The following is a 13650-nucleotide window of genomic DNA, read 5'->3' on the forward strand; positions in this document are numbered from 1 at the left end:
TTTCTGTATCCGCCGCGGCCGCGCGCGGCAACTGACCTGGACAGCGTTGGGGCAACGGCGCATTGAGCGCCGGCACCCCCGCCGGCAGATCAGCGGCGTGCGATACAGATCCGGGTCAGAAGTTCCTGTCCGGCGAGGAGGACACCGTGTCGGTCGGGCGGACCTCGCTGCGCGCGCACCGCGGCGCACGCGCACACCACCGCACAGCCGAGGACGAGCGCCACAACCGAAAGCGCTGCGGGGGTAACGGAGGGCCTGGGCAGAACGGCGGCGGTGAAGTCATCCGGCATGTGTGCAGGCGAACCATCACTGACGTGCGGGTGGTCCAGCATCATCAGATCGGCGCCCTCGCCGATCGCTGCCGAGACCGCGTGCGGCAGATGCGTCGGGTGGTCGTGGCTCGTCGCCTGCCACTGCCCGGTGAGTACCCCGGCCCACAAGACAATCGCCATCATGGCTGCCAGCCGTGACAGTGAGTGCATGCGAGAGCTGCGCGATATCACGATGTTTCCAACTGTAACCGCGCGATACCCACGATTCCGGTTGTGCGTGAATCGAATCCAGCCTGTGATTGATCAGCGATCATCGGAATCGTCTCAGCCGCAGGCTGTTACTGACCACGAACACCGAGGAGAACGCCATCGCGGCGCCGGCCAACATGGGGTTGAGCAGTCCGGCTGCGGCCAGAGGCAACGCGGCGACGTTGTAGGCGAATGCCCAGAACAGGTTGCCCTTGATCGTGGCCAGCGTGCGCCGGGACAACCGGATGGCATCTGCGGCCGCCCGCAGATCACCGCGGACCAAGGTCAGGTCACTGGCCTCGATCGCCACATCGGTACCGGTCCCCATGGCCAGGCCGAGGTCGGCCTGGGCCAGCGCCGCGGCGTCGTTGACACCGTCGCCGACCATGGCCACCACCCGGCCCTCGTCCTGCAGGCGTTTGATCACATCGACCTTGTCCTGCGGCAGGACCTCGGCGTATACCTCTTGCACACCAACCTGTTCGGCGATCGCGTGCGCTGCCGCCTCGTTGTCGCCGGTCAGCATGATCGGCTCCAGACCGAGGGCACGCAGCTGCCCGATCGCCTCCTCCGAGGTGGGCTTGACCGAGTCGGCGACCACCAGCACCGCGCGCGCCTGCCCGTCCCACCCCACGGCAATCGCCGTGCGGCCCAGCGCCTGAGCCTCGCGCATCGCGGCATCCAACTCCTGGGGCAACTGTTGCGACCAGTCGGCCAGCAGCTGACGCCGGCCCACCACCAGGGCATGGCCGTCGACGACGCCCTGCACCCCGAGGCCCGCCACGTTGGTGAAATCTTCCACCGGGGGCAGGTCCCCGACCTTCTCGCGGGCGCCCTTGGCGATGGCCCGCGCGATCGGATGCTCGGAGCCGTCCTCGACCGCACCGGCCAGCCGCAGCACCTCGGCGGGATCCTCTCCGGGCGCGGTGAACACGTCGAGCAGCGTCATCGCCCCGGTGGTCACCGTCCCGGTCTTGTCCAGCACCACGGTGTCCACGCGACGGGTCGACTCCAGCACCTCGGGCCCCTTGATCAGGATGCCGAGCTGGGCACCGCGGCCCGTGCCGACCAACAGCGCCGTCGGTGTGGCCAGGCCCAGCGCACACGGGCAGGCGATGATCAACACCGCCACCGCGGCGGTGAAGGCCGCCGCCACCGATCCGCCGGTGCCCATCCAGAAACCCAAGGTTCCCACCGCGAGCGCGATGACGATCGGCACGAACACCGCGGAAACCTTGTCGGCCAGGCGTTGTGCCTGTGCCTTGCCAGATTGCGCATCCTCGACCAACCGGGCCATCTGGGCCAGCTGGGTGTCGGATCCGATTCGCTTGGCCCGCACCACGAGCCGGCCGCCGACGTTGACCGTCGCGCCGACCACCTGGTCCCCCGGGGCGACTTCGACCGGCACCGATTCGCCCGTGAGCATCGAGGCATCCACCGCTGACGAACCGTCGACCACCTCTCCGTCGGTGGCGATCTTCTCGCCGGGACGGACCACGAACTCGTCATCTGTGGCCAGCGACTCGATCGGAATGCGTTGTTCCACACCGTTTCGCAGCACTGCGACGTCCTTGGCGCCGAGCTCGAGCAACGCGCGCAACGCCGCCCCCGCACGCCGCTTGGATCGCGCCTCGAAATACCGGCCGGCCAGGATGAAGGTGGTGACTCCCGCCGCGACTTCCAGGTAGATGTTGCCGGTGCCGTCCGACTGAGAGATCGACAGCGAGAACGGATGCGTCATACCCGGCATTCCGGCGGTACCCCAGAACAGCGCGTACAGCGACCAGCCGAACGCCGCGATGGTGCCCATCGAGATGAGCGTGTCCATGGTGGCGGTGCCATGGCGCAGGTTGCTCCAGGCCGCCCGGTGGAACGGCAGCGCGCCCCACACCACGACCGGCGCGGCCAAGGTCAACGAGAGCCACTGCCAGTTGGTGAACTGCAGCGCCGGGACCATCGCCATAGCCACCACCGGGATGGTCAACACCGCCGACACGATCAGCCGGGTGCGCAACGCGGCGGTCGGATCGCCCTCGACATGGCTCTCACCCGGTTCGGTGGCGGGCAGTTGTGCTGTGTAGCCCGCGGATTCGACGACCTCGATCAGCTGCTCGGGCGTCACCTCACCCGCTACGTCGACAGTGGCCTTCTCGGTGGCGAAGTTCACCGTCGCGGTGACGCCGTCCAGATGGTTGAGCTTCCGCTCGATACGTCCGGCGCACGAGGCACACGTCATCCCGCCGATCTCGAGTACGACGTGTCCGGTGGCGGTGCTCACGGTGTCCCCTCAACGGTGAATTCGGCGGTGTGCACCGCATCGCGGTGCTTGAAGTCCAGGAACAGCCGGTACTCACCGGCACTGGGAAGCGTGGTGTGGAACGCGATCTGCGGACCGGGCGCGGTGGCCGGGTCGGCCGCATCGCTCATCGGATGGACGTGCAGGTAGGCCAGATCCGACGCACGCACCGCGACCAGATGCCCGTAGGCGCCCAGGTACGGCTGCAGATCGGTGACCGGCTTGCCGTCGCGGCTGACCGAGAGCGTCAACTCCGATGGTTGCCCCGCCCTGGTCACCCCGGCGAGTGAGACGGTGTAACCGTCAACCGTCGCAGTGGTGGCAGGTGCAGGCAGCGGCTGCGGCTGGTACTTCCCGGCAACGGCCATGTCCGCGTCGAGCGTGACCGCACGACCGTCGGCCGGCACGAAGTCGGCGAATACCCGGTAGTCGCCGGGCTCGGTCAGATCCAGCGGAACGCTCCAAGTGCCGGAATCGTCGAGTACGGGATGCACATGCTGGTAGTCGGCGAGATCGCGGCGCACCACGATCAGATGCAGCAGCTTTTCGTGGCTCTCGACGTAGTCGGTCACCGGGGCGCCGGAGCCGTCGACGATGCGGAACCGCAGCGGTACCTCGGTGCCGGACGGCAGCGCAGTCTCATCGAGTTGCAGCGTGTACCCCGCCCCATGGGCTGAACCGTGGCCGACGTCGTGGCCTTCGGCGGGGACACTGCCCGGCGTGACCGCAGAACCGATCCCGAAGGACACGGCGAAAACCACGACGAGTCCGACGACGAACCCGATGAGCTTCTGCGGCGCACTCACGATCGACCCCTGCTCAACCCGCGACGGCGTAGCCGGCCTCGGCGACCGCGTCGCTGATGGCGGACGGATCGAGCTGACTGTCACTGTCGATGGTCACCAACCCGGTCGACAGGTCGACCTCGACGGTGCGCACGCCAGGAAGGCCGCCGACCTCTTCACGCACCGACGTGACGCAGTGCCCGCAGGTCATGCCGGTGACCGTGACAGTCTGGGTACTCATGCAGTTTCCTCCTGAACCGGATTCGATATCGCTTCATACTATACCCCCCTAGGGTATGAAATTCCTATGTCCCCCACCTCACTCCTGCACTATGGGCTGATGGAGCACATTCCGGGCGGCTACCGGGCCCTGGTGGTCGACGACGAAGCCCCACTCGCCGAGGTCATCGCCAGCTATCTGACCCGCGAACAGTTCGAGGTCACCCTCGCCCACGACGGGTCCGAGGCGCTGCGACTGGCCCGTGAGGTCGACCCCGACGTAGTGGTCCTCGACCTCGGCCTGCCGGGTATAGACGGCGTGGAGGTCTGCCGATCGCTGCGCACGTTCTCCGACGCCTACGTGGTGATGCTGACCGCCCGCGACACCGAGATGGACACCATCGTCGGCCTGTCGGTGGGCGCCGACGACTACATGACCAAACCGTTCAGCCCGCGGGAACTGGTGGCCAGGATCCGGGCCATGCTGCGCCGCCCGCGCGTCTCCTCCCCCGCCGCGACCGACGGCCGCGTGTTCGGCGCGCTGCGTATCGACGTCGACGGCCGCCAGGTGTTCCTCGATGACGAGCCGATCATGCTGACGCGCACCGAATTCGACGTACTCGCCGCGCTCTCGGCCCGCCCCGGGGTGGCGCTCAGCCGTCGCCAGATCCTCGAATCCGTCTGGGAGACCACCTATGTCGGCAATGAACACCTCGTCGACGTCCATATCGGTCACCTCCGCCGCAAGCTCGGCGACGATCCGGCTGATCCGCTGTACGTGATGACGGTGCGCGGGGTCGGATACCGGATGGGTACCGGGCAGGACGGCCAACGGTGAGCATCGGCCTGCGCACCCGACTGCTCTCGGCCCAGGCCCTGGTGCTCGTCGCCGGTGCGGGCACCACCGGACTGGTGGCTGCCATCGTCGGTCCGCCGCTGTTCCGCGAACATCTGCACCGCGCAGGGGTATCCGGCGACTCCGCCGAGCAGATGCACGCCGAAGAGGCCTATGTCTATGCCACGGTGATCTCGATCGGGGTGGCGTCGTGCGTCGCGATACTGGCGGCCCTGATCGTCACCTGGTACTTCGGCAGGCGTCTGCAGAAGTCGCTGACCCAGGTGTCGCAGGCCGCCACGGCCATCGCCGACGGCCACTACGACTCGCGGGTTCCGCCGGCTCATCTCGGTGACGAGTTCGACTCCCTGGCAAGTTCTTTCAATCAGATGGCCGGGCGATTGGAGGCCGTCGACGCCGGCCGCCGCAGACTGTTCAGCGACCTTGCCCATGAGATCCGCACTCCGGTTTCGGTTCTGGAGGCCTACTTCGAGGCCATCGAGGACGGCGTGAGAACTCTTGACCCCGAGACTGTTTCGATGTTGCGCCAGCAGACCCACCGCCTGGTCCGGTTTGCCGGCGACGCCGGCGCCCTGGCCAAGGCCGAGGAAAGCCCCGCCACGGTCACCCCGGTCCCGGTAGCGACTGACACCGTGGTGGCCGCCGCGGTCGCCGCGGCCCAGGACCGGTTCGACGACAAGGGCGTGACGCTGGGCTGGCGGGCGGACGAGAACCTGCCATCTTTGTGGGCGGACCCGCACCGGCTGGCCCAGATCCTGGGCAACCTGCTCGACAACGCGCTGCGACACACCCCGGCCGGGGGCCGGGTGACGATCGATGCCGGCATGGCCGCCGACCGGAGCGTCAGGCTGACGGTGACCGACACCGGCGAGGGCATCCCCGCCGAGCACCTGCCCCATGTCTTCGAACGGTTCTACCGGGCCGACACCGCGCGCGACCGCGACCACGGCGGCTCCGGGATCGGGCTGGCGATCGTGAAGGCCCTGGTCGAAGCGCACCGCGGCCGCATCAGCGTGAGCAGTTCGGGCGCTGGGACCACCTTCACGATCATCCTGCCGACCGGTTAGAGCGAACCCAGGATCTGGCGCATGGTGTCGATCTCCTGCTGCTGCGTCTTCACGATGGTGCGGGCCATCTCGACCGCCGCGGGGTACTGACCGTCCTTGATCTCGTCCTGCGCCATGGTGATCGCGCCCTCGTGATGAGCGATCATGTGCGTCAGGTACAGCTTGGCCGCCTCGACGCCCTGGGCGTTGCGCAGCGCGGTCATATCGGTCTCCGACACCATGCCCTGCATGGCGGGCATGCCACCCTGACCCATATTTCCGTGGCCCATGTCGCCGTGGCCCATGTTTCCGTGGCCCTGCTCCGGCATCGGCGGCATGGGGGGCATCGGGGGGTTGCCCCACTGCTTCAGCCAGCCCTGCATCTGCTCGATCTCCGGGGCTTGGGCACCCTTGATCTGGGTGGCCAGATCAGTCACCCGCGCATCGATACCCTGCTTGGCCAGCAGCACGTCGCTCATCTCGACCGCCTGCTGGTGGTGCGGAATCATGTGCTGGGCGAACATCACGTCGGCATCGTTGTGAGCCTCGCCGGCGACCGGTGAGCTCGCTGCCGCCGAGGTGCTCTGGGTGTTCGTCATCGGCTCGGCAGTCCTGTCAGCCTGGTCGTTGCTACAGCCGGCCACCAGGGCCGCCGCGACCACCGCGCCGGCACTCAGCATCATCAGTTTCATCACATCTCCAGCGTCCCGAGAGTCGATGTGGCTGCTCTAGTCGTTCGATGAAGATTCGATAAAGCTCTGGAGATCTCTATGCGGGCCGGGCCCGGAAGAGCTTCACGTCATTCTTGACGCCCTTGAGGTGTCGGGCTCCGGCAAACGACCAGCCGAACCGGCTCTCGCCGCCTTCGGTCTCGCCGATCGCCGCGCGGGTGGACTCGGCCACCAGTACGGTCCCGGGCCGCGCCGCCCCGGTGACCCGGCTGGCCAAATTGACCGAACCACCGAACCAGTCACCCGCCCGGCTCACCGCCGGCCCGGTCGCCAGCCCGACCCGCAGCCGCGGGAATTCCTCGTCGGTTTCGGTGGCAGCCACCAATCGCAGGGCCGCGTCCAGCAGTGCCGCCGGATCGGTGCTGACGAACATCACCGCGTCACCGATGGTCTTGATCAGCCGCACCGGGCCGACTGCCACCTCACGTGCCGCGTCGGCCAGCCGATTCGCCAGCCGCTCAAGGTCTTCGGGCTGCACGACCTCACCCAGCCGGGTGAAGCCGACGATATCGGCGAACGCGATGGTGACCAACCGGGCACCGGGCATCGGCAATCCCTCGGCGCGCTCAGAGGCAGTCACGGCCTCGGTCTCCAACGAGTGGCGCAGTTGCACGAACAGCATGTCGCGGATCATCGGCCCGATCAGCGGCGCCGCCTCCGCCACCAGCGCCTCGGTCGCCTTGGCGGTTTCCAGTTCTGTGGCTCCCGGCGTCAGCACGGCCGCCAGCGCGGCGTAGCGCATCACCTCGGCGGCCCGGCCCAGTCCCTCGGAGAGCACCCGGGTGATCAACACGATCTGGTCCGGAGCGATGCCCAGCTCCAGGAAACGCTCGGCGAACGCCACCGCCTCGGCGTCGGCGCGCAACAGCACAGCGGCATCGGGATCCTCGACTGTCGCCAGCCCCATCGACCGTTGCAGTCGCTGTACCAGTCCGACATCGAGCCCGGTCTGCTCGCTGATCTCGCGCGTCGACACATAGGTGCCGTCGTCGCCTGCCACCCGGCGCGAGGCCAGCAGCATCGGGGTACCGGCCTGGCGGATCTGGTCGGCCGTGATGCCGCGGGACAACAGCCATTCGACCAGTTCGGCACGCTGTGCGCCGGCTTCGCCGTCGAGCCCGTCAAGGAGTGTGGGGTCTGCCACCATCAGGTCAAGGTATACCGACGGGCTGCATGAACGGCCGGAGCTGTCGAGGACGCCAGCAACGACGACATGTCCTGGGGATAACGGACGTCCACGACCACCGAATCCCCGAAGCGGTACGGCCTGCCGGCCACCAGGCCGACGAACTGCTTACGCAGCCGCGACATCTCGGCGCGCACCGTCACCACCCTGGACCGGTCGCCGTAGAGATCCTCCGCCAGCTCCGGTGCCGACCGGCCCTGCTGGCTGGTCGCCAGGACCAGCAGAATCTCTGCATGGCGGCAGGAGATGCTGCGCCGCCAGCTGCCGAACTGGCCGGACATCTCCAGCGTCGGTTCGCCATCGCGTAGGTCGAGGATGACCCGCGACGGGGCCGCGCTGGGCTCGGCGTCGTCGGCCACCCGGACCAGCCACCCGCCCGGCAGTGCCTCCACATCGCACATGCCCAGCGGGGGAATCCACACCCGGCCGGGTAACCCGCTCTCGGGCAACAAGATCCGGTTGTGCAGCGGCAAGGAGTCCACCGCCGCGACCCAGCCCTCACCATCGACTGCCAGTGCCGGGCTGCCCACCCTGGCCAGGATGGGCGCCGCCACCGCACGCAGGCGGTTCAATGTTCGGTCATGCGCCTCGCGCAGTTGCGATTCCGCGAGCCGCGCCACCAGGTCCACCAGGGCGACCGTCGTCGGATGCACCGTGGAGGCCGGGCCTGACACATCGACGATGCCGATCACCTGACCGGTCCGCGGATCTCGGATCGGCGCGCCGGCACACGTCCACGGGTGGTGGCTGCGCAGGAAATGCTCAGCCGAGAAGATCTGCACCGCACGATGGGAGGCCAGCGCGGTACCGATCCCGTTGGTGCCCACCGCGTTCTCACTCCAGGTCGCGCCTTCGATGAAACCGAGGCGGTCGGCGAGGCTGAGCACGCGCGGCGAACCCGAGCGCCACAGCACCCGTCCCCTGGCATCCGCCACCACCAGGATGTTGTGGCCCTCGTCGATCACCGAGTCCAGCCCTCGCGAAACATCGTCGAGTACAGCGATGAGTCCGGACTGCTGCCGCAGCAAGTCCAGGCCGGTCGTCTCGACCTGCGGCGGGATGTGATGATCCGGGTTTATCCCCTTGGCGCGCAGCCTGTTCCAGGAGTCTTCGATCACCGCCCGAGGACGCGCAGGCGCGCGGTCACCCGACATGGTCGCGTCGTACACCGCCGACAAGAGCATGGCGTACCGCCGCGGATCCTCACCAGGCGAGACCGCGGGCTCAGGTATCGACGAACCGGCCATCATCGCCGATTGTGCTCCACATCACATCGGGACGCCAAACTCGGGCTACCGATACACCAGCCCCCCGTCGATGAGACCCGCCTGACCAGTCATGTAATCGGCATCCGGTCCGGCCAGATAAGCAACGAATCCGGCCACGTCCTCGGGTGTTTCCGGCCGCCCCAACGCGATGCCGCCCGCGTACTTCTGGAATGTCTCCCCCTCGGCGGCGCCGGTCAGTTCGGCGAACCGCTTGTCGATCTCGACCCACATGTCGGTGCCGACGATGCCGGGACAGTAGGCGTTGACGGTGATGCCCGCAGACGCGTACTCCTTGGCCGCGGCCTGGGTCAGGCCACGCACCGCGAACTTGGTCGCGCTGTACACCCCGAGCATGGCGAAACCGTCATGACCGGCGATCGACGAGGCGTTGATGATCTTGCCCGGCCGGCCCAGCTCGATGAACTTGGCTGCGGCAGCCTGGATTCCCCACAGCACGCCGTCGACGTTGATCGACCACACCCGGGCGACGTCGGCGGCCGTGACCTCGGCGATCGGTCCGACCAGCGCCACCCCGGCGTTGTTGACCATGATGTCGAACCCACCGAGGGTGGCCGCGGTGTGCTCGACCGCCGCGTAGACCGAGTCGCGGTCACTCACGTCGGTGACGAAAGTCGTTGTTTTCGAGCCGATTTCGGCGATCTCCTCGGCGACGGCGTTGATACCGTCCGGTACCACGTCGACCAGTGCGAGGTCGGCACCTTCCCGCGCCAGCCGCAGCGCGATACCCCGACCGATCCCCCGGCCCGCGCCTGTCACCAGCGCCACCTTGCTCTGCAACGTCACGATGCACCTCCGCTCGGGTCGACCAGAACCTTCATCTTCCTGCCTGCGTGCAGGGCTTCGAACCCCTCGTCGATCACGTCATCGATGGCGATGGGAGTGACCCATCCCCTCGTGTCGTACACCCCCTGCGCCATGAGATCAATGACCGCCTCGAAGTCGGCCGAGGTGTAGCACAGCGAACCCTGGATCCTGGACTCGTTCATCACCAGGTTGAGCAACGGTGTCGTCAGCGGCTTCTCGTAGATCGCAACGCTGACCGTCGGTTTGCGCGCACCCACGCACGCCGTGGCCGCCTCGATCGCGGGAGCCACGCCGGCAGCGTCGAATGCCGCGTCGGCCCCGCGGCCCCCGGTGTGATCCGCGATGAACGCCGGGACGTCGACGGCCGTCGGGTCCAGGGTCAAGGCACCGAGCGACTCGATCGCGGACCTGCGGGTGGGCGAGGGTTCCACGACGAACACGTCGTCGAGTCCCTTGCCCCGCAGCGCGAACCACAGGCCGATTCCGATCGGTCCGGCGCCGAAGATCACCGCGGTGTGCAGCGGGCCGACCTCACCGAGGGTGGCGGCGTGGTAGGCCACCGACATCGGCTCGACCAGCGCGCCGAGTTCGAGGGAGACGTTGTCAGGAAGCCGGTGCAACATGGCGATCGGCACCACGGTGTATTCGGCCATGCCGCCGTCGGACATCAGACCGTGGAATCCGATCTGCTGACAGATGTTGTAGGTGCCGGCCCGGCACGGTGCACAGTGTCCGCATCGGTAGATCGGCTCGACGGCCACCCGGTCGCCCGGGGCGAAGCCGGTGACGCCCGCACCCACATCGGTGATGGTTCCGGAGAACTCGTGGCCCATGGTCAGCGGCAGCTGCCGGCCGGTCAGCGGATGCGGCTCGGTCGGCACGAAGATCGGTCCTGCATAGTATTCATGCAGGTCAGTACCGCAGATTCCGTTGAAGCCGACTTTGACCTTGACGGTGCCCGGGGCGGGGTCGGGCTCGGGGACATCGGCGACTTCGACCTTGTTCGGTCCGTAGTACACGGCTGCTTTCATAGTGGACGTTCTTAGGCGACCTGCCGGGTGCGCCGTAAGGGTTGCAAGACGTTGCGGTCTCAAACGCCGGGTCGGTTGCAACCCCGTGCAACCCTTGTTGCGGTGTTTGACACGGTGTGGGCTGAGCCACATGACACAGACCACCGCCGCACCGCTGGCCACCCTGTCACCGCAGGAACGGGTTGACGCCTGGCTGGCCGATTTCGAATCCGCACTGGCCGACCGGGACGTCGAACGCGTCGTCGGAAAGTTCGCGACCGACAGCTTCTGGCGTGACCTGGTCGCCTTCACCTGGAACCTCAAGACCCTCGAGGGCCACGACGGCATCGCCGACATGCTTACCGCGCGGCTGGCGGACACCGACCCGTCCGGGTTCCGGACCGCGGAGACCCCGACCGAGGAATTCGACGGGGAGGCCGTCGTCACCTCGGCGTTCATCGAATTCGAGACCGCGGTGGGCCGCGGCAAGGGGCACCTGCGCCTGCGCGACGAGTTGGGCTGGACCCTCCTCACGACCCTGCAGGAGCTCAAGGGGCACGAGGAGCGCAAGGGCACCAACCGGCCGCTGGGCGCCGTGCACGGCTCCGATCCGGACCGGCGGTCCTGGTCCGAGAAGCGCCTCGACGAGGACCTCACGCTCGGCTACACCGAGCAGCCCTACATCGTGGTGATCGGTGGTGGCCAGGGCGGTATCGCGCTGGGCGCCCGGCTGCGCCAGCTCGGCGTGCCCGCCATCGTCGTCGACCAGCACGAACGCCCCGGCGACCAGTGGCGCAACCGCTACAAGTCGCTGTGCCTGCACGATCCGGTCTGGTACGACCACCTGCCCTACCTGCCGTTCCCGGCCAACTGGCCGGTGTTCGCGCCGAAGGACAAGATCGGCGACTGGCTGGAGTTCTACACCCGGGTAATGGAGGTGCCGTACTGGAGCTCGACCGCCTGCCTGTCGGCGTCCTACGACGAAGACGAGCAGCGGTGGACCGTCGAGGTGAACCGCAACGGCGAGCCCGTCACGCTGCGGCCGACGCAGCTGGTGCTCGCAACAGGCATGTCGGGCAAGCCCAGCATCCCGACGCTCCCGGGCCAGGAGACCTTCCGCGGGGAGCAGCACCATTCCAGCCACCACCCCGGCCCGGACCGATATCTGGGGAAGCGAGTCGTGGTGATCGGCTCCAACAACTCCGCCCACGACATCTGTAAAGCGTTGTACGAGAACGACGTCGACGTCACCATGGTGCAGCGCTCCTCGACACACATCGTGAAATCGGACTCGCTGATGGAGCTCGGCCTGGGCGACCTGTATTCGGAGCGGGCCGTCGCCGCGGGAATGACCACTGAGAAGGCCGATCTCACCTTCGCATCCCTGCCCTATCGCATCATGGCCGACTTCCAGCGGCCCATCTACGACGCAATCCGCCAGCGCGACAAGGACTTCTACGCGCGATTGGAAGCCGCCGGATTCGATCTGGACTTCGGCGACGACGACTCCGGCCTGTTCATGAAGTACCTGCGCCGCGGCTCGGGCTACTACATCGACGTCGGTGCCTGCGAGCTGATCGCCGACGGCAGCATCAAACTCGCGCACGGCGAGGTGGACCGGCTGACCGAGGACTCGGTGATCCTGGCCGACGGCACCGAGCTGCCCGCTGATGTGGTGGTGTACGCGACCGGGTTCGGCTCGATGAACGGCTGGGCGGCCGACCTGATCAGCCAGGAAGTCGCCGACCGGATCGGCAAGGTGTGGGGCCTCGGCTCCGACACCACCAAGGACCCCGGGCCGTGGGAAGGCGAACAACGCAACATGTGGAAGCCCACCCAACAGCCCAATCTGTGGCTGCACGGCGGCAATCTGCACCAATCCCGCCATTATTCGCTGTATCTGGCGTTGCAGCTCAAGGCCCGCTACGAGGGCCTGGCAACGCCGGTGTACGGACTGCAGGAGGTCCATCACCTGAGCTGAAGACTCACGACATGGCGCCCCGAACGTGACATAACCCCCACACCGTTCGGGGCGCCCGCGTGTGCGCGGTATACATGCGAGGGTGACCGAGCTGCTGCACGGGTTGGATCCCATCGTCGGCGAGGCGCCCCGGGTGCTGATCCTGGGCAATATGCCCAGCGTGATGTCGCTGACTGCCGGTCAGTACTACGGCAATCCGCGCAACGCGTTCTGGCGGATCACCGGCTCCCTCTTCGGATTCAGTGCCGATGCGCCCTATCCGGATCGGGTGAGGGCCCTGTGTGCACACAACGTTGCCGTGTGGGATGTACTGCGGTCCTGTCGTCGGGAGGGCAGCCTCGATTCGGCCGTGGAACGGGACAGCATGGTGCCCAACGACTTTGCGGTGTTCTTCGCCTTACGTCCCACGCTCGATCGGGTGGTGTTCAACGGGGCCGCCGCCGAGGCCAATTACCGGCGCCTGGTCGGCACGCCCGCGCTGCCCAGTGTGCGGGTGCCGTCGACCAGCCCCGCACAGACGATGCGCTACGAGGACAAATTGGACGCCTGGCGGACCGCACTGGGCGGTTAGGTTCGGTCAGGCCAGCCGGTCCACGATGTCCTTGGCCTCCTTGAGCCGCAGCCCGGTCTCATCGCGCAACAGTTTGACGGCGGCGATCTTGTTGCCCTGCAGGGCGAGCTGGCGGACCATCTGGCTGGCCATCATCTCGCTGGGCTGACCCGTGGGCGGCACTGACACCGGGTGCCCGGCCGCCGAGGCGGCCCGTTCCAGGGCGGCAACCCGGCGCTCGAGTTCCTGGACGCGTCGGCGCAGGTCGTTGCTCGATTCGTCACGGTCGGCGAAAAGTCCCATCGTGCCAGTGTGGCATCCGTACCCTTTCGGCGTTGCTGCGTTCTATCCTCGTTGCAGCAGGTTCTCCGATGGC

General features: G+C 67.5%; 14 protein-coding genes. 4 read left to right on the top strand and 10 right to left on the bottom strand.

Features of this window, described 5'->3' with window-relative positions:
* Window positions 1-89: 89 nt before the first annotated feature.
* From lpqS to ACZYZ7_RS26250, 4 genes are all read right to left on the bottom strand, one after another.
* Window positions 90-482 carry a putative copper homeostasis (lipo)protein LpqS gene (gene lpqS / locus ACZYZ7_RS26235; RefSeq protein ID WP_450069823.1) on the bottom strand — a complete coding sequence of 131 codons (393 nt, stop codon included), beginning with the start codon at window positions 480-482 and terminating at the stop codon, window positions 90-92.
* A 100-nt stretch (window positions 483-582) separates the two neighbouring features.
* Window positions 583-2799, bottom strand: a complete 2217-nt coding sequence (locus tag ACZYZ7_RS26240; RefSeq protein WP_450069824.1) for a heavy metal translocating P-type ATPase — start codon at window positions 2797-2799, stop codon at window positions 583-585.
* Entirely contained in the window at window positions 2796-3623 is an 828-nt protein-coding gene (locus tag ACZYZ7_RS26245; protein WP_450069825.1) for a hypothetical protein, read from the bottom strand. The genes ACZYZ7_RS26240 and ACZYZ7_RS26245 overlap by 4 nt, the downstream gene beginning before the upstream one ends.
* A gap of 13 nt (window positions 3624-3636) precedes the next feature.
* Window positions 3637-3843, bottom strand: a complete 207-nt coding sequence (locus ACZYZ7_RS26250) for a heavy-metal-associated domain-containing protein (protein ID WP_044519704.1) — start codon at window positions 3841-3843, stop codon at window positions 3637-3639.
* Between the two features lie 99 nt (window positions 3844-3942).
* On the opposite strand from ACZYZ7_RS26250, the gene ACZYZ7_RS26255 reads away from it, so the two are divergent.
* Both ACZYZ7_RS26255 and ACZYZ7_RS26260 read left to right on the top strand, forming a co-directional pair.
* Window positions 3943-4659 (top strand): response regulator, encoded by a 717-nt coding sequence (locus tag ACZYZ7_RS26255; RefSeq protein ID WP_450070154.1) that lies wholly within the window; start codon window positions 3943-3945, stop codon window positions 4657-4659.
* Window positions 4656-5744: a HAMP domain-containing sensor histidine kinase gene (locus ACZYZ7_RS26260; protein WP_450069826.1), complete on the top strand. Its 1089-nt coding sequence runs from the start codon at window positions 4656-4658 to the stop codon at window positions 5742-5744. The genes ACZYZ7_RS26255 and ACZYZ7_RS26260 overlap by 4 nt, the downstream gene beginning before the upstream one ends.
* Here the strand turns inward: ACZYZ7_RS26260 and ACZYZ7_RS26265 are convergent.
* The 5 genes from ACZYZ7_RS26265 to ACZYZ7_RS26285 form a co-directional block, all read right to left on the bottom strand.
* The gene (locus ACZYZ7_RS26265; RefSeq protein WP_450069827.1) at window positions 5741-6415 is read right to left on the bottom strand and encodes a DUF305 domain-containing protein; all 675 of its coding nucleotides are present in this window, start codon (window positions 6413-6415) and stop codon (window positions 5741-5743) included. The two genes, ACZYZ7_RS26260 and ACZYZ7_RS26265, sit on opposite strands and share 4 nt — an antisense overlap.
* A 76-nt stretch (window positions 6416-6491) precedes the next feature.
* The gene (locus ACZYZ7_RS26270) at window positions 6492-7601 is read right to left on the bottom strand and encodes an adenylate/guanylate cyclase domain-containing protein (protein ID WP_450069828.1); all 1110 of its coding nucleotides are present in this window, start codon (window positions 7599-7601) and stop codon (window positions 6492-6494) included.
* Window positions 7601-8887, bottom strand: a complete 1287-nt coding sequence (locus ACZYZ7_RS26275) for a GAF domain-containing protein (protein ID WP_450069829.1) — start codon at window positions 8885-8887, stop codon at window positions 7601-7603. The genes ACZYZ7_RS26270 and ACZYZ7_RS26275 overlap by 1 nt, the downstream gene beginning before the upstream one ends.
* Window positions 8888-8932: 45 nt before the next feature.
* The gene (locus ACZYZ7_RS26280; protein ID WP_450069830.1) at window positions 8933-9712 is read right to left on the bottom strand and encodes an acetoin reductase; all 780 of its coding nucleotides are present in this window, start codon (window positions 9710-9712) and stop codon (window positions 8933-8935) included.
* Window positions 9709-10764 carry a 2,3-butanediol dehydrogenase gene (locus ACZYZ7_RS26285; protein ID WP_450069831.1) on the bottom strand — a complete coding sequence of 352 codons (1056 nt, stop codon included), beginning with the start codon at window positions 10762-10764 and terminating at the stop codon, window positions 9709-9711. The genes ACZYZ7_RS26280 and ACZYZ7_RS26285 overlap by 4 nt, the downstream gene beginning before the upstream one ends.
* A 130-nt stretch (window positions 10765-10894) precedes the next feature.
* On the opposite strand from ACZYZ7_RS26285, the gene ACZYZ7_RS26290 reads away from it, so the two are divergent.
* Together ACZYZ7_RS26290 and ACZYZ7_RS26295 are read left to right on the top strand one after the other, a co-directional pair.
* Window positions 10895-12724 carry a flavin-containing monooxygenase gene (locus ACZYZ7_RS26290; RefSeq protein ID WP_450069832.1) on the top strand — a complete coding sequence of 610 codons (1830 nt, stop codon included), beginning with the start codon at window positions 10895-10897 and terminating at the stop codon, window positions 12722-12724.
* A gap of 82 nt (window positions 12725-12806) precedes the next feature.
* Window positions 12807-13295, top strand: coding sequence for a DNA-deoxyinosine glycosylase (locus tag ACZYZ7_RS26295; RefSeq protein ID WP_450069833.1), 489 nt, complete (start codon window positions 12807-12809; stop codon window positions 13293-13295).
* 6 nt (window positions 13296-13301) lie between these two features.
* Here ACZYZ7_RS26295 and ACZYZ7_RS26300 read toward each other — a convergent pair whose 3' ends face one another.
* Window positions 13302-13577 (bottom strand): ribosomal protein L7/L12, encoded by a 276-nt coding sequence (locus ACZYZ7_RS26300; RefSeq protein WP_450069834.1) that lies wholly within the window; start codon window positions 13575-13577, stop codon window positions 13302-13304.
* Window positions 13578-13650 lie beyond the last annotated feature (73 nt).

This window comes from Mycobacterium sp. IDUB_17 (genome assembly GCF_055419465.1).

Excerpts from the sequence above, each read along its gene's own strand:
- lpqS (WP_450069823.1), bottom strand. The coding sequence starts at position 482 with ATGCACTCACTGTCACGGCTGGCAGCCATGATGGCGATTGTCTTGTGG.
- ACZYZ7_RS26265 (WP_450069827.1), bottom strand. The coding sequence starts at position 6,415 with ATGAAACTGATGATGCTGAGTGCCGGCGCGGTGGTCGCGGCGGCCCTG.
- ACZYZ7_RS26275 (WP_450069829.1), bottom strand. The coding sequence starts at position 8,887 with ATGGCCGGTTCGTCGATACCTGAGCCCGCGGTCTCGCCTGGTGAGGAT.
- ACZYZ7_RS26290 (WP_450069832.1), top strand. The coding sequence starts at position 10,895 with ATGACACAGACCACCGCCGCACCGCTGGCCACCCTGTCACCGCAGGAA.
- ACZYZ7_RS26285 (WP_450069831.1), bottom strand. The coding sequence starts at position 10,764 with ATGAAAGCAGCCGTGTACTACGGACCGAACAAGGTCGAAGTCGCCGAT.
- ACZYZ7_RS26300 (WP_450069834.1), bottom strand. The coding sequence starts at position 13,577 with ATGGGACTTTTCGCCGACCGTGACGAATCGAGCAACGACCTGCGCCGA.
- ACZYZ7_RS26250 (WP_044519704.1), bottom strand. The coding sequence starts at position 3,843 with ATGAGTACCCAGACTGTCACGGTCACCGGCATGACCTGCGGGCACTGC.
- ACZYZ7_RS26270 (WP_450069828.1), bottom strand. The coding sequence starts at position 7,601 with ATGGTGGCAGACCCCACACTCCTTGACGGGCTCGACGGCGAAGCCGGC.
- ACZYZ7_RS26255 (WP_450070154.1), top strand. The coding sequence starts at position 3,943 with ATGGAGCACATTCCGGGCGGCTACCGGGCCCTGGTGGTCGACGACGAA.